The organism is Janthinobacterium sp. SUN206, assembly GCF_030587305.1.
Lineage (GTDB): Bacteria > Pseudomonadota > Gammaproteobacteria > Burkholderiales > Burkholderiaceae_D > Janthinobacterium > Janthinobacterium kumbetense.
Genome location: NZ_JAPWIB010000001.1, coordinates 977,118 through 999,532, shown reverse-complemented (window position 1 = coordinate 999,532; position 22,415 = coordinate 977,118). Strand labels below are relative to the sequence as shown.

General features: G+C 64.1%; 20 protein-coding genes. 13 read left to right on the top strand and 7 right to left on the bottom strand.

Features of this window, described 5'->3' with window-relative positions:
* Positions 1-35: 35 nt before the first annotated feature.
* The 6 genes from O3300_RS04360 to O3300_RS04335 are packed head-to-tail and all read right to left on the bottom strand — an operon-like array spanning position 36 to position 6,138.
* Entirely contained in the window at positions 36-1,550 is a 1,515-nt protein-coding gene (locus O3300_RS04360) for a response regulator (RefSeq protein WP_305052168.1), read from the bottom strand.
* The gene (locus O3300_RS04355) at positions 1,537-3,360 is read right to left on the bottom strand and encodes an ATP-binding protein (RefSeq protein WP_305052167.1); all 1,824 of its coding nucleotides are present in this window, start codon (positions 3,358-3,360) and stop codon (positions 1,537-1,539) included. Before O3300_RS04355 ends, O3300_RS04360 begins: the two co-directional genes overlap by 14 nt.
* Complete coding sequence (locus tag O3300_RS04350; protein ID WP_305052166.1) at positions 3,357-4,442, bottom strand: ATP-binding SpoIIE family protein phosphatase; 1,086 nt, start codon at positions 4,440-4,442, stop codon at positions 3,357-3,359. The genes O3300_RS04355 and O3300_RS04350 overlap by 4 nt, the downstream gene beginning before the upstream one ends.
* Complete coding sequence (locus O3300_RS04345) at positions 4,439-4,864, bottom strand: ATP-binding protein (protein ID WP_305052165.1); 426 nt, start codon at positions 4,862-4,864, stop codon at positions 4,439-4,441. The genes O3300_RS04350 and O3300_RS04345 overlap by 4 nt, the downstream gene beginning before the upstream one ends.
* 10 nt (positions 4,865-4,874) lie before the next feature.
* A complete protein-coding gene (locus O3300_RS04340) occupies positions 4,875-5,237 on the bottom strand; it encodes an STAS domain-containing protein (protein WP_099667758.1) in 363 nt (120 codons plus the stop codon).
* 7 nt (positions 5,238-5,244) lie between these two features.
* Positions 5,245-6,138, bottom strand: coding sequence for an STAS domain-containing protein (locus O3300_RS04335; protein ID WP_305052164.1), 894 nt, complete (start codon positions 6,136-6,138; stop codon positions 5,245-5,247).
* Positions 6,139-6,365: 227 nt separating this feature from the next.
* On the opposite strand from O3300_RS04335, the gene O3300_RS04330 reads away from it, so the two are divergent.
* The 4 genes from O3300_RS04330 (at position 6,366) to O3300_RS04315 (ending at position 10,141) form a co-directional block, all read left to right on the top strand.
* On the top strand, positions 6,366-6,779 hold the full coding sequence (locus O3300_RS04330; RefSeq protein ID WP_289910226.1) for a hemerythrin domain-containing protein: 414 nt from the start codon (positions 6,366-6,368) through the stop codon (positions 6,777-6,779).
* Between the two features lie 45 nt (positions 6,780-6,824).
* A complete protein-coding gene (hmpA, locus tag O3300_RS04325) occupies positions 6,825-8,021 on the top strand; it encodes an NO-inducible flavohemoprotein (RefSeq protein WP_305052163.1) in 1,197 nt (398 codons plus the stop codon).
* Positions 8,022-8,150: 129 nt separating this feature from the next.
* Entirely contained in the window at positions 8,151-8,459 is a 309-nt protein-coding gene (locus O3300_RS04320; protein WP_099667762.1) for a DUF485 domain-containing protein, read from the top strand.
* On the top strand, positions 8,456-10,141 hold the full coding sequence (locus O3300_RS04315; protein ID WP_289897696.1) for a cation acetate symporter: 1,686 nt from the start codon (positions 8,456-8,458) through the stop codon (positions 10,139-10,141). The genes O3300_RS04320 and O3300_RS04315 overlap by 4 nt, the downstream gene beginning before the upstream one ends.
* Before the next feature lie 64 nt (positions 10,142-10,205).
* Here O3300_RS04315 and O3300_RS04310 read toward each other — a convergent pair whose 3' ends face one another.
* Entirely contained in the window at positions 10,206-10,661 is a 456-nt protein-coding gene (locus O3300_RS04310; protein WP_099667764.1) for an Rrf2 family transcriptional regulator, read from the bottom strand.
* A gap of 465 nt (positions 10,662-11,126) precedes the next feature.
* On the opposite strand from O3300_RS04310, the gene ppc reads away from it, so the two are divergent.
* The 9 genes from ppc to O3300_RS04265 all read left to right on the top strand — a co-directional run bounded on the left by ppc (position 11,127) and on the right by O3300_RS04265 (position 22,193).
* Positions 11,127-13,892 (top strand): phosphoenolpyruvate carboxylase, encoded by a 2,766-nt coding sequence (gene ppc, locus O3300_RS04305; protein WP_305052162.1) that lies wholly within the window; start codon positions 11,127-11,129, stop codon positions 13,890-13,892.
* A gap of 32 nt (positions 13,893-13,924) precedes the next feature.
* Positions 13,925-14,935 (top strand): type I glyceraldehyde-3-phosphate dehydrogenase, encoded by a 1,011-nt coding sequence (gap, locus tag O3300_RS04300; protein ID WP_099667765.1) that lies wholly within the window; start codon positions 13,925-13,927, stop codon positions 14,933-14,935.
* A 91-nt stretch (positions 14,936-15,026) separates the two neighbouring features.
* Positions 15,027-16,487 (top strand): pyruvate kinase, encoded by a 1,461-nt coding sequence (gene pyk / locus O3300_RS04295; protein WP_305052161.1) that lies wholly within the window; start codon positions 15,027-15,029, stop codon positions 16,485-16,487.
* A 156-nt stretch (positions 16,488-16,643) separates the two neighbouring features.
* Positions 16,644-16,823, top strand: a complete 180-nt coding sequence (locus O3300_RS04290; RefSeq protein WP_305052160.1) for a hypothetical protein — start codon at positions 16,644-16,646, stop codon at positions 16,821-16,823.
* Between the two features lie 198 nt (positions 16,824-17,021).
* On the top strand, positions 17,022-17,528 hold the full coding sequence (locus O3300_RS04285) for a sigma-70 family RNA polymerase sigma factor (protein ID WP_305052159.1): 507 nt from the start codon (positions 17,022-17,024) through the stop codon (positions 17,526-17,528).
* Positions 17,525-18,505, top strand: a complete 981-nt coding sequence (locus O3300_RS04280) for a FecR domain-containing protein (RefSeq protein WP_305052158.1) — start codon at positions 17,525-17,527, stop codon at positions 18,503-18,505. Before O3300_RS04285 ends, O3300_RS04280 begins: the two co-directional genes overlap by 4 nt.
* A 93-nt stretch (positions 18,506-18,598) precedes the next feature.
* Positions 18,599-21,097 (top strand): TonB-dependent receptor, encoded by a 2,499-nt coding sequence (locus O3300_RS04275; protein ID WP_305052157.1) that lies wholly within the window; start codon positions 18,599-18,601, stop codon positions 21,095-21,097.
* Between the two features lie 74 nt (positions 21,098-21,171).
* Positions 21,172-21,540: a hypothetical protein gene (locus tag O3300_RS04270; RefSeq protein ID WP_305052156.1), complete on the top strand. Its 369-nt coding sequence runs from the start codon at positions 21,172-21,174 to the stop codon at positions 21,538-21,540.
* On the top strand, positions 21,537-22,193 hold the full coding sequence (locus O3300_RS04265; RefSeq protein ID WP_099667771.1) for a hypothetical protein: 657 nt from the start codon (positions 21,537-21,539) through the stop codon (positions 22,191-22,193). The genes O3300_RS04270 and O3300_RS04265 overlap by 4 nt, the downstream gene beginning before the upstream one ends.
* Positions 22,194-22,415 lie beyond the last annotated feature (222 nt).

The following is a 22,415-nucleotide window of genomic DNA, read 5'->3' as shown; positions in this document are numbered from 1 at the left end:
GCCGACGCCTTGGCCGCAGGCAGCCGCCACCCCGCTCAGGGGGCGATATGCAATCCCAGCATGGCCAGCTTGCCGAAATCGACGGGTTTGGCGAAGTGTTCGTTGAAACCGGCCTGCAGGGCCGCCTGGCGGTCGTGTTCCTGGCCGTAGCCGGTCAGCGCGACGAGCAGGAATTGCTGCGGTATCGGCAGTTGGCGCAGTTTGACGGCCACGTCGTAGCCGCTCATGTCGGGCAGGCCGATGTCGAGAAAGACGATGTCGGGCTTGAATTCCAGCGTGCGCTCGGTGGCTTGCGCGCCCGTGTAGGCCGTGCGCACCGTGTGGCCGTACATTTCCAGCAGTTCGGCCAGGGTATCGGCCGCATCGCGGTTGTCATCGACGACGAGGATGCGCTGGCTGCCGCCGGTGGCGGTCTGCGGCGCTGGTGCTGCCGCCACCGGCACGTTGGCGTCGAGCGGCAGCAGGACTTCGAAGGTGCTGCCCAGCCCTACGCCGGGGCTGCGCACGCTGACCTGGCCGCCGTGCAGGGTCACCAGGTTGCGCACCAGCGACAGGCCGATGCCCAGGCCATCCTGCACCCGGTCGGGCGCGTGTCCGCTCTGCTCGAACAGGCCGAAGATGCTGTCGATGCTGGCGGCGGCGATGCCGATGCCGTTGTCGCTGAGGCGGATGCGCACATTGTCGCCTTCGCGTTCGGCGGTAATGGCGATGCGCCCGCCCGGCGCCGTGAACTTGGCCGCGTTGAGCAGCAGGTTGGCGACGATCTGCGACAGGCGCACGGCGTCGCCGCAGACCCACAGTTCTTCCCGGGGCAGGTTGACGTCCAGCGCATGGCCGCGCGCCTCGATGCTGTGCGAACTCGTTTCCAGCGCGCTGCGGATGACGCTGGCCAGGCTCACGCTTTCCCATTGCAGCGAGATTTTCCCCTGCGAAATGCGCGACACGTCGAGCAGGTCGTCCACCAGGCGCACCAGGTGATCGGTATGGCGGGCGATGGTGCGGCGCGCATTGTCCTGCACGGCCGGCACGACGGGGTCGAGCTTGCACAGCAGGGCCAGCGCCGTGCGGATGGGGCCCAGCGGGTTGCGCAATTCGTGCGCCAGGGTGGCCAGGAATTCATCCTTGCGGCGGTCCACGTCGCGCAGCGCGCGCTCGACGCGGCCCAGGCGCAGCAGGGCCTTGACGTTGGCGATCAGTTCATCGGCCTCGATGGGCTCGACCAGGTAATTGTCGGCGCCGCCGTCCAGGGCGCGGATCTTGTCGGCCGTGCCGATGCAGGAAGCCGACGTCTGCAGCACCAGGATGGTGTTTGTCTCGGCGCCGCCCTTCAACTGGCGGCACACTTCCAGGCCGTTGATGTCGGGCAGCTTGACGTCGAGCAGGATCAGGTTGGGGCGGTCATGGCGGGCGCGCAGCAGCGCGTCGCCACCGTTCGACGCTTCGATGACCTTGAAACCGGCGCGTTGGAGGATGCGCGACTTGGCGTAGCGTGCGCCATCGCTGTCATCGACGTTCAGGATCAGAGCATCGCTGTTGTTATCCGGTAGCATGCGCATTGTCCCAGGTGGTTGTGCCTTGCGGCGGAACCGGCTCTTGCCGGTGGTGGGGATTGCCGATCAGCGCGCGCAGGGTCGCCAGCAATTGCTGGCGCGGCAGCGGCTTGACGTAGTAGGCGTCGGCGCCCAGGGCCAGGCCCTTGCGCACGTCGTCGATCTCGGTGGCGACGATGACGGGCACCTGGCGCCGCAGCGGGTCGTTTTTCAGCTCGGCCAGCCAGTGCCAGGCCGTTTCACCGTGCAGCAAGATATCGAGGATGACGGCGGCGGGGCGCTGCTGTTCCCAGCGCTCCTGCGCCTCGCGCACGCTGCGCGCGGGGACGACGCGAAATTCGCTGCCGGCCAGGAATTTTTCATACAGCAGGCGCACGGGCGGATTGTCTTCCACCACCAGCACGGCGATGCGCTGGTCGTTGCCATTGTCGTTGGCTGGCGCGCACGGGGGCAGGCTGCCTTCGGGCGCGTGGTAGCTGGCGGGCAGGACGACGGAAAACAGCGAACCGTGGCCCGGCGTGCTTTCCACGCTCACCGTGCCATTGAGCAGGGTGGCCAGGTTGCGGCACAGGGGCAAGCCAAGACCCGTGCCCTTGACCTTGCGCTGCATGTGGTTTTCCACCTGGCTGAATTCCTCGAAGATCATCTGCACGTCTTCGGCGGCGATGCCCAGGCCCGTGTCGGAGACGGAAAAGCGGATCGCGTCCTGCTCCGGCAAGGGCGTGGCGCTGACGATGATGGCCCCGGCCTCGGTGAACTTCAGGGCGTTGGAGATGAAATTGCGCAGGATTTGCGACAGCTTGCCTTCATCCGTGTGGATGTGCAGCGCCGGATCGGGATCGATGAAGGTCAAGGTGAGCGTATCGGACACCAGCAGCGGGCGCAGCATGCCGCGCAGGGCGCTGAACAGGTCCGCCACCTGGAAACTGTTGGCGTGCACGTCGACCTTGCCCGCCTCGATCTTGGCCAGGTCCAGCAGGTCGTTCACCAGGTCGCTCAGGCTGACGGCGCTTTGCAGGATGAACAGCACCTGCTTTTCCTGTTCCTCCGACAGATCGCCGTCGATGCGGTCGAGCAGCAGCTTGGACAGGGCGCGGATGGAGCTGAGCGGCGTGCGGAATTCATGGCTCATGTTCGACAGGAAGCGCGATTTCATCTGGTCGGCGCGGCGCAGGTGGTCGGCCTTTTCGTCCAGTTCCGCGAACAGCGCCACCACGCCGCGGTTGGTGTCTTCCAGTTCGCGCGTCAGCTGCAGCAGGTCGTCCTGTCGCGTCTTCAGTTCGGCCAGGGTGGTCAGCAGCTCGCGGTTCTGCTGCTGCACTTCCGACAGCGTGATGTCCGGCGGCAGCGCCTGCAGGCTGCCGGACAGCGTGCCGATCTTGCCGCCGTCGAGCAGGGGTGCGTCGCGCGGGAACAGCTTGTGCAGGGTGATCTGCGTGCCGTCGCCCGGCGCGCTGCGGATATGGCAGCGGTCCATCAGGCGCTGGGCGCCCAGGATGCCCAGGCCCATGCCCGTCGGCGAGCGGTAGGTGCCGGCCAGTATGTGGTCGAGCTGCGCGATGCCGGGGCCCTGGTCCTCGATGCGGATGCTGAGCACCTGCGGCGCCGTCTGGCCATCGATGGCGAAATGCACCTTGCCGCTGCCGGCGTAGTTGTAGACGTTGCGCGCCAGTTCCGATACGGCCGTGGCGATGCGCACCTGGTCCTGCACGCCGAAGCCGCACAGGGCGGCGATCTGCCGCGCGCGCTGGCGCGCGCCCACCACATCGAGTTCGCTGCCGATATGGGCCGTCAATATGCGTCGTGTCATGTCGTTTCGCTCCTTTCCCCCATCACGGCCTGCTGTTCCTCGTGTTCGCGCAGCACCACCACCGTGACGTCGTCGCGCCCGCGCGCAAAGTCGCGGTACAGCACGGCGGCGACGAGGCTGGGGTGGCAGTGCGCCAGGCCCGGATACTGTTCCAGGTCCCAGCGCGTGTGCAGGCCGTCGCTATGCATGATCAAGGTCGCGCCAGGCTGCCACGGATAGCAGAATTCCTGCACCTTGCGCAAGTTGCTGCCAACGATGCCGTTGTGCGACAGCAAATGCCGGCGCTGCCGCGCATCGAAGGCGCAGGCGGCGATATTGCCCACGCCCGCGTAGCGCAACTGACGGCGTGCGCTGTCGATATGCGCCAGGGCCAGGGCCGCGCCGCGCGTGGCGCGCAGGGCGCCGTTGGCCAGCTCGATGAAGGGGGCGGGCAGGGGCGGCAGGCCGGGCGTGTCGTGTTCCAGCAGGGCGCTGGCGCATTCCGAGGCGCGCGCCGCCAGCGGGCCGTGGCCCAGTCCATCGGCCACCATCAGGCTCAGTTCATGGCCTTCGCAGACGACGTTCCAGGCGTCGCCGCATACCTGTTCCGAGGCCAGCGGCAGGCAGACGGCGCCGATCTGCCAGTTCGGGCTGGCCGGGATGGCGCTGCTGGCGTTCGGCCCCCAGACCACCATCATCAGCACCGTGCCCTTGCCGGGCGCCGTGTACAGGTCGAATTCCTGGCTCAGGCGGCGTATCGCGCCCAGACCCACGCCGTAGGTGCCCGTGGTGGAATGGCCATCCTGCATGTGCTGGCGCACATTCGCCATGCCGGGGCCGTTGTCGATGGCCAGCACTTCGATGCCGCTGGTGCCGCCGCGCAGCACCTTGCGCAGCAGGATTTCGCCGCGCTGCGCGTGCTTGACGATGTTGGTCGCCGCTTCGCTGATGATGATGGCCAGCTGGCCCGTGCGCACGTCGTCGAAGCCGATGTGGCGCGCCAGTTCGTTGCCGGCGCGGCGGGCCGTGGCGATTTCGCTCGGTTCGCCGACGGAAAAACGGCGTTGCCTGGCAATGTCAGGGGCTTGCTCGAGGTGGTTCAAAACAGCTTCCATTTCGCGATGGTGACAGTGGTGCCCGCGCCGGGCGCCGTGTCGATGTGAAAGGCGTCGGCCAGGCGCTTGGCGCCACCCAGCCCCAGTCCCAGCCCGCCGCCGCTGGTATAGCCATCGGTCAGCGCCAGGGGAATATCGTCGATGCCCGGTCCCGCATCGACAAAGCGCAGTTCCAGTCCCTGGCGCGCGCCATCGCTGACGCGCGCGATGCGCGCTTCGCCGCCGCCGCCGTAGCGCAGGGTGTTGCGCGCCAGTTCGCTGGCCGCCGTGATGATCTTGGTCTGTTCGATCAGGCCAAACCCCATGGCGACCATGCTGTCGCGTACCTGCTTGCGCAGCCGCACGACGTCTTCGTCGCTGTGCAGGGGCAGAATCTGCTGCGCACGCTCCTGTGCCTGCGCGCCTAGCACGGCGCCCCCGTCATGCGCATGCGCCGCCCCGTTCCAGCAGCTTGATCCCCCGTTCCACGTTGAGCGCCGTGCTGACGCCTTCCAGGGTCAGGCCCAGTTCCACCAGGGTGATGGCGACGGCCGGCTGCATGCCGACGACGACGGTGCGCGCGTCGAGGATTTTCGCCATCGCCGCCGTGTTGCTGATCATGCGGCCGATGAAGGAATCGACGATGTCGAGCGCGGAGATGTCGATCAGCACGCCCGTGGCGCGGTCCGTCACGATGCGGGTGGTCAGGTCGTCCTGCAAGGTCATCGCCAGGCGGTCGTGCATGTCCACCTGGATCGTCACCAGCAGCAGCCGGCCCATGCGTAAAATGGGGATTCTTTCCATAGGCGCCTCAGTGTGTTTGCTGCTGGTAGGTGATGCTGGAGCCCGTGCGCTTCAGGGCCACGACGAAGGCGTCGGCCAGGGTAGCCTTGGTCATCACGTCTTCCAGGTTCACGCCCAGGTGCACGATGGTTTGCGCGATCTGCGGGCGGATGCCGCTGATGATGCAGTCGGCGCCCATCAGGCGCGCGGCGGCGATGGTTTTCAGCAGGTGCTGCGCCACCAGGGTGTCGACCGTGGGCACGCCCGTGATGTCGATGATGGCGATCAGCGCGCCCGTGTCGACGATCTTTTGCAGCAGGCTTTCCATCACCACCTGCGTGCGCGCGCTGTCGAGGGTGCCGATCAGGGGCAGGGCCAGCACGTTTTGCCACAGCTGCACCACGGGCGTGGACAGTTCCAGCAATTCCTGCTGCTGGCGCAATATCACCTGTTCGCGCGCCTTCTGGTAGATGGCGATGGTGAGCAAACCCAGCTCGTCGAACAATTTGCTGGTGCTGACGATGGCGTCGCCCAGTTCCTGCGGCTGCGCCGTGATTTCCTGGCGCAGGTAGGCGAACAGCGGTTCCTTGAGCGAGAACATGAAGCTGGCCGTGTCGATCGGCGAATAGCCCTGGCGCACGCGCGACTGCGATATTTCCGCGAGCAGCTGGCGCGTGTCGTCCCAGGCGCCGCCTTCGATGTCGAACGAGTCGCCGTTTTCCAGCGCGCCCGCCAGCAGCGGCAGGAATTGCGATGCCTGCTGGCGCAGCTCGTTTTCGGCGATCTTGTCGCGCCGCACCAGGCGGGCGATCAGGCCGGCCATCCAGCCGTCCAGCAATGCCGTGTGGTGTTCGTTGATGATGCCGGCCAGTTGCTGCGCCTGGCCCGTGCCCGTCTTGACCGTGTCCGTCTTCATACTCATGCTCATCCTTGGCTGGAGTGGAGGGTGCGGCGCGGCCGCAAACGGACACGCGCTGTGATGAATAAATTATAGGCAGGCGTGGCCATAGCTTGTGTTCTGTGCCGCACATAGTGGCGCATGTCGCTATACATTCTTGTGGGAAACATTTGCGCTTTTAAAGATGCATGTAATTTGCATGTTTAAGAGAATTCCGCTACACTGGAAACACTCAACAAGAGAAAAACATCATGAATATCGACAAATTCAAACAGCAGCACCTGGCCATCCTGGCCGCCATCGATGACTTGCGCCAGCTGGCGCGCGGCGGTGTCGGCGCGCAGGCGCAGGCCATTGCCGACCAGATCATCGCCATGAGCGGCTTGATCAAGCTGCACCTGGCCGTCGAGCAGCGTTACCTGTATCCGGCCGCGCAAGCGTGCGGCGTGGCCGAGGTGGCCCGGCTGGGACGCCAGTACGAAAACGAGATGCACGGCATCGCCGGCGCCTACCTGGATTTCGCCGGCCGCTGGAATACGCCCGTGCGCCTGGAAGCCGAACCGGACGCCTTCCGCAGCGAAGCCAATACCGTGCTGCACGCGCTGTTCCAGCGCATGCGGCGCGAAGACCACGATCTGTATCCGGCCATTGAATCGCTGGCCTGACACCGCTTACTAATAGATACACTAATAGATACACAGGAGTTTTACATGCTGACCCAAGAACAACGCGCCATCATCACGGCCACCGTCCCCATCCTCGAGCAGGGCGGCGAAGCGCTGACCCGCCATTTCTACAAGAATCTGTTCCGCGACCATCCCGAAGTGCTGCCGTACTTTAACCAGGCGCACCAGCACAGCGGCGACCAGCAGCGCGCGCTGGCCAATGGCGTATTGATGTATGCCAAGAATATCGACAAGCTTGCCGCGCTGGGCGACCTGGTGGCCACCATCGTCAACAAGCACGTGGCTCTGCAGATTCGCGCCGAGCACTATCCGCTGGTGGGCGCCAGCCTGCTGCAAGCCATCCGCGAAGTGCTGGGCGAAGAAGTGGCCAGCGACGCCGTCATCGATGCCTGGGGCGCGGCCTACGGCCAGCTGGCCGACATCCTGGCCGGCGAGGAAGGGCGCATCTACAAGGCGCAAGCGGCCGCGCCAGGCGGCTGGAGCGGCGCGCGCGATTTTTTAGTGCGCAGCAAGAGCGTGGAAAGCGCCGAGATCACGTCATTCCTGCTGGCGCCGGCCGATGGTCAGTCCGTGCTCGACTTTGCGCCAGGTCAATACATTGGCGTGCTGGCCACCGTCGATGGCGTGCCCATGCGCCGGCAGTACTCCCTGTCCGCCGCCAGCAATGGCCAGACTTACCGCATCAGCGTCAAGCGCGAAGAGGGCGGCAAGGTATCGAATTTCTTCCACGACCACGTGCAGGCGGGCGACACCGTGCAGCTGACGCCGCCATCGGGCGACTTCGTGCTGACGCAGAGCGACAAGCCGCTGGTGCTGATCAGCGGCGGCGTGGGTATCACGCCGACCCTGGCCATGCTGACGGCGGCCCTGCGCGGCAAGCGTCCCGTGCATTTCATCCACGCGGCGCGCAACCACGGCGTGCATGCATTCCGTGCGCAGATCGATGCACTGGCCGCGCAGCACCCGCAGCTGCAGCGCTATTACTGCTATGCGGAACATGGCGGAGAACACGATGCGCCGGGCGCCGCCGCGCCGGACGCCGTCGGCTTGCTGAATAAAGAGCAGTTGAACAGCTGGCTGCCGGTCTCGCGCGACGTCGACGCCTACTTCCTGGGGCCGCAGCCATTCATGCGGGCCGTCAAGCAATACTTGCGCGAACTGGGCGTGCCGGAACAGCAGACGCACCACGAGTTCTTCGGACCGGCTGCCGCACTGAATTGATTTTTTGCCCGCCTTGTGTTGTCCCCGCGAGAAAAAACGCTGCCGTAAGGGGCGGGTAAGCCTTGCGCTGTACTGTGAATCCAAGCTCGAAAACAAAAGAGCAGCTTTTACATAACAGGAGGCAACACAATGCATGACGATCTCGTTCAAAAAATCAAGAGCGACCCCAACTATCATCAACTGGTCAAGGTGCGTTCCCGCTTCGGCTGGGCGCTGACGGGCCTGATGATGCTGGTGTATTACGGCTACATCCTGCTCATCGCCTTCAACAAGGAATTCCTCGCCACTAAGACGGGCACCGGCGTGATGACCTGGGGCATGCCGATCGGCCTGTTCGTCATCGTGTTTACCGTGCTGGTCACGGGCATCTATGTGCGCCGCGCCAACAAGCAATTCGACGACTTGAGCAACGCCATCCAGGCACGGGTGCAAGCATGAGCGGCACCACATTGACGCAACGCAAACTCTCCTGCCTGGCAAGCCTGGCCTTGCTGGCGGGCGCCAGCAGCAGCGTGCTGGCGGCCGGCGCCGACCTGGGCCAGGCGGTCAAGCAGCCGACCAACTGGACGGCGATCATCATGTTCGCCGCCTTCGTCATCTTCACGCTGTTCGTCACCAAGTGGGCGGCCGCGAAAACCAAGTCGGCTTCCGATTTCTACACGGCCGGCGGCGGCATCACGGGCTTCCAGAACGGCCTGGCCATCGCGGGCGACTACATGTCGGCCGCTTCCTTCCTCGGCATTTCCGCCGCCGTCTTTTTGAACGGCTACGATGGCCTGATCTACGCCATCGGCTTTCTCGTCGGCTGGCCCGTCATCACCTTTTTGATGGCAGAGCGCCTGCGCAACCTGGGCCGCTTCACCTTTGCCGACGTGGCCGCCTACCGCTTCAAGCAGGCGCCGATCCGCATTTTCTCCGCGTCCGGCACCCTGGTCGTCGTGGCCTTTTATCTGATCGCGCAGATGGTGGGCGCGGGCCAGCTGATCAAGCTGCTGTTCGGCCTGGAATACTGGATCGCCGTCGTCCTGGTCGGCACCCTGATGATGATTTACGTGCTGTTTGGCGGCATGACGGCCACCACCTGGGTACAGATCATCAAGGCCGTGATGCTGCTGGGCGGCGCCACCTTCATGGCCGTGGCCGTGCTGGCGCAGTTCAACTTCAGCCCGGAAGCGCTGTTCGCCAAGTCGGTGGACGTGCACGCCACCAAGGAAGCCATCATGGGCCCCGGTTCCTTCATCAAGGATCCTATTTCCGCCATTTCGTTCGGCATGGCGCTGATGTTCGGCACGGCCGGCTTGCCGCACATCCTGATGCGTTTCTTCACGGTGCCCAGCGCCAAGGAAGCGCGCAAATCCGTGTTCTGGGCCACCACCTGGATCGCCTATTTCTACATTCTGACCTTCATCATCGGCTTTGGCGCCATCGTGCTGGTGAGTACCAATCCCGAGTTCAAGGATGCCGCAGGTAAATTGCTGGGTGGCAACAACATGGCGGCCGTGCACCTGGCCAAGGCCGTGGGCGGCAACGTCTTCCTCGGCTTCATGTCGGCTGTCGCGTTTGCCACCATCCTGGCCGTCGTGGCGGGCTTGACCCTGTCGGGCGCGTCGGCCGTGTCGCACGACCTGTATGCCACCGTCATCAAGAAGGGCAAGGCCACGGGCGCCAATGAATTGAAAGTGTCGCGCGTGACGACGATCGTGCTGGGCATTATCGCCGTGGTGCTGGGCATCGCCTTTGAAAAGCAGAACATCGCCTTCATGGTTTCGCTGGCTTTTGCGATTGCCGCCTCGGCCAACTTCCCCGTGCTGTTCATGTCGGTGCTGTGGAAGGATTGCACCACGCGGGGCGCCACCATCGGCGGCTTCCTGGGCTTGATCACGGCCGTCGCGCTGACGGTGGTGTCGAAGTCCGTGTGGGTCGACGTGCTGGGCCATGGCGAAGCGCTGTTCCCGTATGCCTCGCCGGCGCTGTTCTCGATGACGGCCGGCTTCGTCGGCATCTGGCTGTTCTCGGTGCTCGACAAGAGCCCCCGCGCGCGCATCGACCGCGCCGGTTACGAAGCGCAGCAAATGCGTTCGGAAACGGGCATCGGCGCGGCAGGCGCCAGCGCGCATTGATGTAAACAGGAGTTACTGAAGGAAACAATGCCCGGTTCGCCGGGCATTGTTGTTTCTGGCGCGCTTACTTTGCCACGCGCAGGGGGATGACGCCCGCCGCCAGCGCCGGCGCGCCCGGCGTCGCGTCGAGTATCGATGCCAGCGTCACCGTGTCGAGCACGGCCAGGAAGGCGGCCGTGGCCTGGCCCAGCTTGGCCTTCAGCAGGCAATCGGGCGTGAGCGGGCAGGTATTGTTTTCCTTGTTAAAACATTCGGCCATGAAAAAATCGTTTTCCGTTTCGCGCACGACGGTGCCGATATTGATCTCGGCCGGGTCGCGCGCCAGGCGCAGGCCGCCATTTCTCCCACGCACCGTTTCCACGATGCCCGACAGGCCCAGCTGGTGCACCACCTTCATCAAGTGATTCTTTGAAATCGCATGCAGGTCGGCGATGTCCTGGATGGTCACGAGCCGGTCGCGGTGCACACCCAGGTACATCAGGGTGCGCAGGGTGTAGTCAGTATAGGCAGTCAGTCGCATGGGAGAAGAGAGTAAAACACCCGACAAACCTGCTGCGCGTCGCGATTTGCGGCCTCCGATGCTCACTGTGCATCCGCACAGCTCCGCTTCTCGGCCACAACTCACATTCGCTCGCTACGGTTTTGTCCGGTGTGTGAAAGATGTGGATTACATCCTTGTTTCAGCCGCCAGCATACAGGAGAGCGCCGGCCATGTGTGTTGCGCCGTCACTTTTCAGCCTCGAAAGACAAAAGTTGATTGCCTTTCGCTTAAATGCGTAGTAAATTTTCATATTGTTGCCCTGGCAAACAGCTCGTAAGCCCTTGTCGGCCCTTTGGATATGATTTTTATTGATGGAAATCAAGAGGATGGTGAAGCAATAAGGTAAATTTACTACAAATTCGACGATGGGCGTTTCCCGGGCCGGGAAGCGCGTACTACGCAATCTGTGCGGTGCCGCCGTGGCCGCCCCAGGAAATGAATACCATGCAAATGAATGAAGTGAAAGACGAGCTGCTGAGCAGCGATATCCGCCAGCTGGGCCGTCTGCTGGGCGACGCCATCCGCAACCACCTGGGCGACCCCGCCTTCGAACGCATCGAACATGTGCGCCAGCTGGCCATCCGTTTCCGCCGCGACAATGATGAAGCGGCGCGCGCGCAGCTGTCGGACGCGCTGCAAGCGCTGTCGCAGGAAGAAACCACGCAATTGACGCGCGCTTTCAGCTATTTCTCGCTGCTGGCCAATATTGCGGAAGATCAACATCACATCCGCCGCACGCGCGCCCATCTGATCGCCGGCTCGCCGCCGCGCCAGGGTAGCCTCAGCCATGCCGTCGGCAATGTGTTTGACGCGGGCAAGGCCGATGCGCTGGAAACGTTCTTCGAAGATGCGTTCGTCAGCCCCGTCTTCACGGCGCATCCGACGGAAGTGCAGCGCAAGAGCATCCAGAATTGCCAGATGGCCATCGCGCGCCTGTTGAGCGAGCGCGACCGCGTGCAAATGACACCGGAAGAAGCGGAACAGAACGAAGAAGCGCTGGGCCGCGGCATCGTCACCTTGTGGCAGACGCGTCTGTTGCGCACGAGCAAGCTGTCCGTCATGGATGAAGTGGCCAATGGCCTGTCGTTCTACGACCACACGATCTTGCGTGAATTGCCGAAATTGTATTCTTCGCTGGAAACCATGCTGGCCCAGCGCGATGCCCGCTGGGAAGATGCAGAATTGCCCAATTTTATGAAGGTCGGCAGCTGGATAGGCGGCGACCGCGACGGCAACCCGTTTGTGACGGCCGACATCCTGCGCAGCACCCTGCAGACGCAGGCCGACAAGGTGCTCGATTTTTACCTGGGCGAATTGCGCAAGCTCGCTTCGCAACTGTCGCTGGCGCAAATACTCAATGCCTGCAGCGAGCCGCTGCGCGCGCTGGCCGAACGCTCGGCCGACGCCTCGCCGCACCGCGTCGACGAGCCGTACCGCCGCGCCTTGCACGGTATCCACGCGCGCCTGGACGCCACGCGCGTCGTGCTGTCCAAGAAGGGTGACAATGCGGGCAAGCAGGCCGACGGCGTGCAGCCCTACGCTGCCGCTGCTGACCTGCTGGCCGACCTGGACGTGGTCCAGCATTCGCTCGTCAGCAATGGCTTGCGCGCGCTGGCCCGTGGCCGGCTGCGCCAGCTGCGCCGCGCCGTCAAGGTGTTCGGCTTTTCGCTGGCGCCGCTCGATTTGCGCCAGAATTCCGACGTGCACGAGCGCGTCGTGGGCGAACTGTTCGCGGGCGCCCAGCCTGGCCTCGTCTACCTGGATCTCGATGAAGAGCAGCGCATCAGCTTGCTGTTGGCCGAACTGGAGTCGCCACGCCTGCTGACGTCGCCGTATGCGCAGTACTCGGAGGAAACGACGTCCGAACTCGACATCTTCCGCGCCGTGCGCGAGGCCCATGTCAAATATGGCAAGGAATCGGTGCCGAACTGCATCATTTCCAAGGCGGCCAGCGTCTCGGACTTGCTGGAAGTGGCCTTGCTGCTCAAGGAAGTGGGCTTGCTGCGCCAGGACAGCCGTGAAGTGGACGTCAACATCATCCCCCTGTTCGAAACCATAGCCGACTTGCGCGCCGGTCCCGCCATCATGGCGCGCGCCTTCGGCTTGCCGTTCTACCGTGGCTTGCTGGCATCGCGCGCGGATCAGCAGGAAGTCATGCTCGGCTACTCGGACAGCAACAAGGACGGCGGCTTTTTGACGTCCGGCTGGGAACTTTACAAGGCCGAGATCGAGCTGGTGACGGTCTTCAAGCAATACCAGATCAAGCTGCGCCTGTTCCACGGCCGCGGCGGTTCCGTGGGACGCGGCGGCGGACCCAGCTACGAAGCCATCCTGGCCCAGCCGGCCGGCGCCGTGCAGGGACAGATCCGATTGACGGAGCAGGGCGAAGTCATTACGGCCAAGTATGCGAACCCGGAAGTAGGGCGCCGCAACCTGGAAGTGCTGGTGGCCGCCACCATCCAGTCGACCCTGCTGCCGCAGGCGCAATTGCAGCCGAAGGCTTCGGCCGGCGCGGGCCATTTGGCTGCCATGGAAGAGCTGTCCGGCACGGCATTGAACGCCTACCGCGACCTCGTGTATGGCACGGAGGGTTTCGAGCAGTATTTCTGGGAATCGACGGTGATCGCGGAAATTGCCGCGCTGAATATCGGCAGCCGTCCCGCCTCGCGCAAGAAATCCACGTCCATCGAGGATTTGCGCGCCATTCCCTGGGTCTTGAGCTGGGCGCAATGCCGTTTGATGCTGCCGGGCTGGTTCGGTTTCGGTTCCGCCGTGCAAGCCTACCTGGCCGCCCACCCGGCCGATGGCGCGGACGTGCTGCGCGGCATGTACATGGATTGGCCTTTCTTCACGTCCTTGCTGTCGAACATGGACATGGTGCTGGCCAAGAGCGACATCGCCATCGCCGGCAAGTATGCGGAACTGGTCAAGGACAAGGCCTTGCGCGACGCCATCTTCACGCGCATCCGCGCCGAATACGCGGCCACCCTGGACGCCCTGAAACTGATCACGGGCCAGGAAGAGTTGCAGCAAGCCAATCCGCTGATGCAGCGCTCGATACGCAACCGTTTCCCGTACATCGATCCGCTCAACCACGTGCAGGTGGAATTGCTGAAACGCTTCCGCGAGGGCAAGCAGGACGCAGCGGCGCGCACGGGCATCCATTTGTCGATCAACGGCATCGCGGCGGGACTGAGAAATAGTGGTTAAGTAAGTCATTCAAACAATATCAAGGAGACAGCATGACCATCAAAGTTGCCATCAATGGCTATGGCCGCATCGGCCGCAATGTCTTGCGCGCGTTTTATGAAGGCGGCAAGCAGCAGGATATCGAAATCGTCGCCATCAACGACCTGGGCGACGCCAAGTCGAATGCGCACTTGACGCGCTACGATACGGTGCACGGCAAGTTTCCCGGCGTCGTCACCATCGACGGCGACAATATGCTCGTCAACGGCGACCGCATCCGCGTCTTCGCGCAGCGCGACCCGGCCCTGATCCCCTGGGGCGAACTCGGCGTCGACGTGGTGCTCGAATGCACGGGTTTCTTCACCACCAAGGAAAAAGCGTCGGCCCATTTGAAGGGCGGGGCGAAGAAAGTCATCATTTCCGCGCCGGGCGGCAAGGACGTGGACGCCACCATCGTGTTCGGCGTCAACCAGCACGTCTTGAAAGCCTCGGATACGGTCATTTCGAATGCTTCGTGCACGACGAATTGCCTCGCGCCCTTGGTGAAACCACTGAACGACGCCATCGGCATCGAATCGGGCCTGATGACCACCGTGCACGCCTACACGAATGACCAGGTGCTGTCCGACGTGATGCATGAAGACTTGCGCCGCGCCCGTTCGGCCACGCATTCGATGATCCCCACCAAGACGGGCGCGGCGGCCGCTGTCGGCCTCGTCTTGCCGGAACTGAATGGCAAGCTCGACGGCTTTGCCGTGCGCGTGCCGACGATCAACGTGTCGCTGGTCGACCTGTCCTTCATCGCCAAGCGCGATACCACGGTCGAGGAAGTCAACGCCTTGCTGAAAACGGCATCGGAAGGCGCCTTGAAGGGTATTTTGACGTACCAGACGGAACCGCTCGTTTCCATCGATTTCAACCATAACCCGGCCTCGTCGAACTTCGATTCGACCCTGACCAAGGTTTCGGGCCGCCTCGTGAAAGTGTCGTCGTGGTACGACAACGAGTGGGGCTTCTCGAACCGCATGTTGGACACCACGGTCGCCCTGATGGCGGCCAAGTAAGAACGTAGTACCGCTGATCCAGCGCACCAGGACGGCCGGCCCACAAGGCCGGCCCTTGTAGCAGCACGAACTTTATAGAAAGCAGCACACCATGACCATGCAAGTACAGCAACGCGCCACCAAGATCGTTTCCACCATCGGCCCCGCTTCGAACGATATCGATACCCTGGTCCGCATGTTCAAGGCCGGCGTCGACGTCGTGCGCCTGAACTTTTCGCATGGCAAGGCGCAAGACCATATCGACCGCGCCCGCATGGTGCGCGAAGCGGCAGCCCTGTGCGGCCGCGAAGTGGCCATCATGGCCGACTTGCAAGGCCCGAAGATTCGCGTCGGCAAGTTTGAAGAAGGCAAGATTTTCCTGGAAAACGGCACCAAGTTCATCCTCGACGCGAAATGGGGCGAAAACGGCGAACTGGGCAACATCGAGCGCTGCGGCCTCGACTACAAGGAATTGCCGCGCGACTTGCGCGCCGCTGACGTATTGTTGCTCAACGATGGCCTCATCGTCTTGACGGTGGACAAGGTCGTCGGCAGCGAAATCCACACGACGGTGAAAATCGGCGGCGAATTGTCGAACAACAAGGGCATCAACCGCCAGGGCGGCGGCTTGTCGGCCCCGGCCCTGACGGCGAAAGACATGGAAGACGTCAAGACGGCGATGAGTTTCCAGGCCGATTACGTGGCCGTGTCCTTCCCGAAAAACGCCACCGACATGGTCATGGCGCGCCAGCTTGCGAATATCGCCGGCGAAGCATGGGACCACAAGCCGATGATGATCGCCAAGATCGAGCGCGCGGAAGCTATTCCTGCGCTGCAAGAAATTCTCGACGCGTCCGACGGCATCATGGTGGCCCGCGGCGACCTGGCCGTCGAGGTGGGCAATGCGGCCGTGCCGGCCCTGCAAAAGCGCATGATCAAGATGGCGCGCGCGTCGAACAAGCTGGCGATCACGGCCACGCAGATGATGGAATCGATGATCGTCAACGCCGTGCCGACCCGCGCGGAAGTGTCCGACGTGGCCAATGCCGTGCTGGACGGCACGGATGCCGTCATGACGTCGGCGGAAACGGCCTCGGGCCGCTATCCGATCGAAACGGTGGAAGCGATGGCCGCCATCTGCCTGGACGCGGAGAAATGGGATACCTGCAAGCTGGACGCCGATTTCCTCAACGCCACGTTCTCGCGCATCGACCAGTCGATCGCCTACGGCGCCCTGTTTACGGCCCATCACTTGCGCGTAAAAGCCATCGCCACCCTGACGGAATCGGGTTCCACGGCGCTGTGGATGAGCCGTTGCAACATCGACATCCCCATCGTCGCGCTGACCCCGAGCGTGGGCACGCGCCGCAAGCTGGCCCTGTACCGCAACGTCAGCACGCTGGAATTGACGTCCGGCACGGACCGCGACAAGGTCTTGCAACAGGCGGAAGATTTGCTGGTGGAGCATAAAGTCGTGGCCAAGGGCGATACCGTCGTGCTGACCTGGGGCGAGCCGATGGGCAAGGTCGGCGGCACGAATGCGCTGAAAATCATGAAGATCGGCCAGCACTGAGCGCATCGCCGGCCGGCCGCCGCCTGCAGTCTTAAGAATGACTGAAAGCGGGGTGCCTGGCCGCCCATCGCAATGGCAGATGCCCGATTTGCCATTGCGGTGCTCATATTTCCGTGTCAGCATGGTTTCCTGCCTTCCAAGGCGCTTCCGGAGTTCATGATGACTACCTACCTGCCGGCCCTGATCTGGTCCCTGTCGGCCTTCGCCTGTCTCTTCATCGCCAAACGCCGTTCCTTGAAAACAACTGCTCTCAGGTCCATCCTGGTGGTATTTTTTGGGCCGTTTGCCATTCCCCTCGTGCTGGCGGCCAAGTCCGGGAAACCCCATCCGGCGTAACCGATCGCCACGGCAAGCGATACGCGCTGAACGGCCAGCCGCCGCGCTGAAACAACAGTTTGCCGGACGGGACGGGCGCCGGCATTGACGCCGCGGGCAATGATTTGTGATAATGAGAATTATTATCAATTGAGTCGCTTGCCTTGCGGCCGGCCAGCGTCCTGGCCGCGCCTTGCCTTGAGCGCATCGGAGTCCCTAGTGAACATTGCGCAATCCGGCGAATCGATCGCAGTCATTTACAGCAATCACCACGGCTGGCTGATGCGCTGGCTGCGCGCCAAGCTGCAGTGCGCCGACCATGCGGCCGACCTGGCGCAGGATACCTTCGTGCGCCTGCTGACGGCGCCGCCGGAGGGCCGGCAGACCATGCGCGAGCCGCGCGCCTACCTGACCACCGTGGCGCAGCGCCTGCTGATCGACCATTACCGGCGCCTGTCGCTGGAGCAAGCGTGGCTGGAAACCCTGGCGCAGCAGCCCGATCTGCTGATGCAGTCGCCCGAGGAGCGTTTGCTGGTGCGCGAAGCCCTGCAGCGCATCGATGCCATGCTCGACGGCTTGCCGCCGCTGGTGCGCAATGCCTTCCTGCTGGCGCATGTCGACGGCCTCGGCTACGGGGAAATCGCCCGGCGCCTGGCCGTGAGCGAGCGCAGCATCAAGCGCTACATGGTGCAGGCGTTCGAGCGCTGCATCTTGCTGATCCTGTGAGCACCGCCAGCACGGCGGCCATCGATCCCCGCGCCGCGCGGGTGGCGGCGCAATGGCTGGTGCGCCTGCACGCGGGCCCCTTGACTCCAAGCGAGCAGCAGGCGTTCCAGGCCTGGCGCGCCAGCGATCCCGCGCACGAAGCGGCCTGGCAGCGGGCCGAGCTGGTGTGCAGCGCCCTGGCCGGCGTGCCGCCCGCGCTGCGCCAGGCGGCGGACGCGGCGCCGCAATCGCCGCGGCGGCGTGCCGTCCTCTACGGCCTGGCCGGGCTGATCGCGGCCGCACCCGCGCTGTGGCTGGCCAGCCAGTCGGCGCCCTGGCAAGCGTGGCGCGCCGCGATCCGCACGGCGCGCGGTGAAATCCGGCATATGGCATTACCCGACGGCACGCAACTGGTGCTCAATACGGATACGGCCATCGACGTGCGTTTTGACGACGCGGCGCGGCTGGTGGCCTTGCATGCGGGCGAAATCCACGTTGCCACGGCGCATGATGCGGCCGTGCCGGCGCGACCGTTCCTCGTGCGCAGCAGCAATGGCACCGTGCGCGCGCTGGGCACGCACTTCAGCGTGCGCCACCTTGGCAGCGTGCTGGCGCCGCGCACCGAGGTGGGCGTCAGCGAGGGCGCCGTGGAGATCGAGCCAGCGCAGGCGCCCGACGGCTTGCGCACGATCGATGCGGGCCGGCAGGGCAGTTTCGACGACGTGGCCGTGTCCGCCTTGACGCCGTCGTCACCCCATGCGGACGCCTGGCTGCGGGGCGTGCTGATCGCAGAACGCATGCCACTGGGGGAGGTGCTGGAACAGGTGGCGCGCTATCGCTATGGCGTGCTGCGCTGCGATCCGGCGCTGGCGGCCTTGCCCGTGGACGGTATTTTCCAGTTGAACGACCCGGACAACATCCTGCTCTTGCTGCAACGTTCCCTGCCGATCCGGCTGGCGCGCCGCACGCGCTACTGGATCAGTGTCGAGGCAGCCTGAAGAAATTACTTGCCGCTTGCCTGTCCCTTTTTTGAGATTGCTTCGTCATACAAGGTAGAGAACGAACAATCCGAACCATCGAAAGGGTTTTACATGGCTGTGCAGCACCGCTTCTTTTCCCCGTGGACGCCACTCGCGCTCCATCCCACCACGGGCGCCGTGCGCGCCGCGCTGGTCTTGCTGCTGGCCGTGGGCGCGGCTGGCGCCGGCTTGCCGCAGACAGCGCTGGCCGCTGAAGCCGGCCCGTCCGCAAGCGTGCGCGATTACAGCATTCCCGCCGGCAGCCTGCGCAGCGCCTTGGCATCGTTCGCCATCGCCGCCGGCGTGAACCTGTCCACCCAGGGCGTGGCACTGGACGGCCTGGCGACGCCGGGCTTGCAGGGGCGCCATGGCGTTGCCGCCGGCCTGCAACAACTGCTGCAAGGCAGCGGCCTCGAAGTGACGGACGGTGGCAACGGCAATTATCTGTTGCGCAAGATCAATACCAATACGGCCGATGGCGGCCTGGCCAGCATGCCCGCCGTGGTCGTCAGCGCCGAGGCGGACCGCACCACGGAAGGCACGGGCTTGTATACCTCGCGCAATCTGTCGACGGCCACGGGCTTGAACCTGTCGCAGCGCCACACGCCGCAAACGGTCAGCGTCATTTCGCGCCAGCAAATGGAAGATTTCGATCTGACCACCCTGCAGGACGTGGCGCGCGCCACGCCCGGCCTGTATGGCAAGACGCAGGGCGTGTCCGACCAGGAAACCACGTATTTCGCGCGCGGCTTCGCCTTGAGCCACATCAATGTCGATGGCTTGCCGCTGGACGTCACGGGTTTCAATGAGCGCAACGTCTCCGCCGACATGCTGATGTACGACCGCGTGGAAGTGGTGCGCGGCGCCACCGGCCTGATGGAAGGGGCGGGCGCGCCGTCGGGCAGCATCAACATGATACGCAAGCGCCCCACGGCCACGCCCTTGCTGGACGCATCCATTCACCTGGGCAGCTGGAAGGACCGGCAATTGACGGTGGACGCCAGCAATGCCCTGAACGACTCGGGCAGCGTGCGCGGGCGCGTGGCGGCCAGTCTGCGCGACAGCGACAGCTTCGTCGACGTGGTCAACAACAAGAACAGCACCGTGTATGCGATCGTCGAGGCGGACCTGACGCCGTCGACCACGGCCGGCATCGGCTTTTCGCGCCAGCACAGCCGCACCGACGGCGTGTTCGTCGGCTTGCCGACCTTGCCCGACGGCCGCCACATGGACTTGCCCCGCTCGACTTTCCTGAACAATGCCGATTCCTTCCAGAAACGCGACAACAACGTCGTCTTTGCCGACCTGGAAACGAAGCTGGCGCAGGGCTGGCGCAGCCGCTTCGCCATCACGCATATCGACGCCTCGTCGAGCACGCGCAATACCACCAACGGCCGCGTCGCTGGCGAAACGTTTTTGCTGGAACAGTCGGAAACAGGCTGGAAGTACAACACGGAGCAAGTGGTGGCGGACTGGCGCTTGAGCGGCCCTGTCACCTGGTTCGGCCGCCAGCATGACGTCATCGTCGGCGCCAGCTACCGCCACGACGATTCGGACGCGGGTCAGAGCTGGGAAGGCGCGCAAACGCGCGTGTTCGACATCCGCAGCTGGAATCCCCGCGCCTACCGCATGAACGGCGCGCCGTTCGAGCCCTACAACTGGGGCCGCAAGACGGACGAGAAGGGGCTGTATGCGGCCGGCAACTTCAGCCTGGCCGATCCGCTGCGCCTGGTGCTGGGCGGGCGCTTCGGCTGGTATGCGCAGGATGTCACGGGCTGGTATGCCGCCAATCCGACGTGGCGCCGCGACCTGACGGAAAACGCGAAATTCACGCCGTACGCTGGCCTCGTCTACGACCTGGACCCGCATCACTCCGTGTATGCGAGCGGCACGCAGATATTCCAGCCGCAAAGCGTGCTCGATGTCAAAGGCAATGGCTTGCCGCCGTTGAGCGGCACCAACCTGGAAGTGGGCGTCAAGGGCGAATATTTCGGCGGCAGGCTCAACGCCAGCGGCGCCTTGTTCCGCATCAAGCAAAACAACCGCGCCATGACCGATGAAGTCAACTGCCCCACGGGCGGCCCCATCTATTGTGCCCGCGCGGCGGGGCAGGTGCAGAGCGAAGGCGTCGACTTGCAATTGTCGGGCTCGCCATTGCCGGGCTGGCAGATCTCGGGTGGCTACACCCATGTGCTGGCCAAGTACACGAAGGACAGCGTGGCCGCGAATATCGGCCAGCGCATCGCCACGGACGAGCCGAAGCAATTGTTCAAGCTGTACACGAACGTGCAGCTGAGCGGCAGCCTGGCGCGCTGGAACCTGGGCGCCTCCGTGTATGCGCAGGACAAGATCGACCGCCGCGACAAGGCTTACCTGACGCAGCAGGGCGGTTACGCCATCGTCGGGCTGACGGCCGGCTATCGCATCAACGAGCAGCTGCAGCTGCGCGCGAACATCGATAACGTGCTCGACCGCCGCTACTACCAGGCGCTCGGCTATTCCTGGTCCGGCGGGCTGGCGCGCTACGGCGCGCCGCGCAGCGTACTTGTCTCGCTGAACTACAAGATGTAGCGGCTGTTCCAGCGGAGCGCGCCCGTCCGGGCGCCTCTGCTACACTGCCGCCGTCTTTATCTTTCCACTTTGCCATGACCGCCATTCCTCTCCTCACGCCCCTGAAAAGCGCTTTCCAGCAATCGCGCGCCGAGAATAACATCGAGCTGATCCTGCCCGAACTGCTGGCCGCGCAATTGCACGTCGTCATCGGCGGGCAAAGCGAGCAGATCGACCTGTTCCTCGTGCCGTCGCCGAATCCCGAGCGCCGCTGCGTGACGGTGGCGGAAGATCCCGCCTTCCTGGCCGGCATCAATTTCCCCAAGATTCCCGTCACGGGCGCGCAGCTGCTCGCCTCGATTCCTCCCGAAATCGAAATCGTCCTGCTGCATGGCGATGGCGCCAATTACCTGACGCGCGAGCAACTGGCGTGGTTCCGCGGCATGCTGACGCAGAACGCTTGAGCGGCAGTCCCGCCCGGCCGTGCAAGCCGGCGCGCGCCGAATGGATACGCTTTGCGCCGGCCGACGATGCCAGCTGCCATGCGGCGATGATGGCCAATATGCGCCCCGTGCTGTGGCGCAGCGTGCTGCTGGGCGGCTGCGTCCTGATCCTTGCCTTCATCGTGCAAGCCGTCTGGCGCGACGTGCCGTATGCGGGCGAGGCGGTGCTGCTGGGCCTGCCGGCGCTGACCGCCTGGATCGTCGGCGTGCTTTTTCTGCCGGGCCCCGATCTGTCTTTTCATGTCGAGATCAATGATGCGGGCGTGTTGCTGCGCCGGCTGGCGCGGGGCTTGCCCGGCCATGACAAGGTGCTGCAACTGACGCCGCAGCAGATGCGCGCGCTGGAGGTGGTCACTTACGCGGGCGCGGTGGATGTCTACCGCGGCGGACCGCCGATGGCGCGCGTGGAGCTGCTGCTGCACACGACCCTCGACGATTGCCCGCTGATCCGCGTGGTGGGCATGGATCTGCCCGTGCCGCAGCGCTGGTCGTTGCGGCAGATCAAGGACGAGCTGGGCCGCCGCTGTACACTGGCAGGTATCCCTGTGGCCGAGCGCGCCGGTGCGACCTATCAGGCCTCTTCCGCCATACGCGCGCTGTGGCCGCCAGCCTGAACGGACGAGCGCTGTCGCATCGCGACCTCAGAATATTGCCTTTCTTGCTATAGTATTGCTGAAGTCCTATGAATATGTTCGCAAAGCAACTATACTCATGGCTCTTTAAAAAATCATCGTCACGCTGGCGGCCAGCCATCCGCGCCAGAGTTCGTACGCATTCCGCTTTTTCACTCTGTAAAAAGCACCTTTCCCCCGCGCGGCAGGCGCGGGCGTGATGAC

Coding starts and splice junctions, on each gene's coding strand:
- hmpA (WP_305052163.1), top strand. CDS start 6,825: ATGCTGACCCAAGAACAACGCGCCATCATCACGGCCACCGTCCCCATC.
- O3300_RS04290 (WP_305052160.1), top strand. CDS start 16,644: ATGATGACTACCTACCTGCCGGCCCTGATCTGGTCCCTGTCGGCCTTC.
- gap (WP_099667765.1), top strand. CDS start 13,925: ATGACCATCAAAGTTGCCATCAATGGCTATGGCCGCATCGGCCGCAAT.
- O3300_RS04310 (WP_099667764.1), bottom strand. CDS start 10,661: ATGCGACTGACTGCCTATACTGACTACACCCTGCGCACCCTGATGTAC.
- pyk (WP_305052161.1), top strand. CDS start 15,027: ATGACCATGCAAGTACAGCAACGCGCCACCAAGATCGTTTCCACCATC.
- O3300_RS04320 (WP_099667762.1), top strand. CDS start 8,151: ATGCATGACGATCTCGTTCAAAAAATCAAGAGCGACCCCAACTATCAT.
- ppc (WP_305052162.1), top strand. CDS start 11,127: ATGCAAATGAATGAAGTGAAAGACGAGCTGCTGAGCAGCGATATCCGC.
- O3300_RS04315 (WP_289897696.1), top strand. CDS start 8,456: ATGAGCGGCACCACATTGACGCAACGCAAACTCTCCTGCCTGGCAAGC.
- O3300_RS04355 (WP_305052167.1), bottom strand. CDS start 3,360: ATGACACGACGCATATTGACGGCCCATATCGGCAGCGAACTCGATGTG.
- O3300_RS04330 (WP_289910226.1), top strand. CDS start 6,366: ATGAATATCGACAAATTCAAACAGCAGCACCTGGCCATCCTGGCCGCC.
- O3300_RS04270 (WP_305052156.1), top strand. CDS start 21,172: ATGACCGCCATTCCTCTCCTCACGCCCCTGAAAAGCGCTTTCCAGCAA.
- O3300_RS04275 (WP_305052157.1), top strand. CDS start 18,599: ATGGCTGTGCAGCACCGCTTCTTTTCCCCGTGGACGCCACTCGCGCTC.
- O3300_RS04335 (WP_305052164.1), bottom strand. CDS start 6,138: ATGAGTATGAAGACGGACACGGTCAAGACGGGCACGGGCCAGGCGCAG.
- O3300_RS04340 (WP_099667758.1), bottom strand. CDS start 5,237: ATGGAAAGAATCCCCATTTTACGCATGGGCCGGCTGCTGCTGGTGACG.
- O3300_RS04360 (WP_305052168.1), bottom strand. CDS start 1,550: ATGCTACCGGATAACAACAGCGATGCTCTGATCCTGAACGTCGATGAC.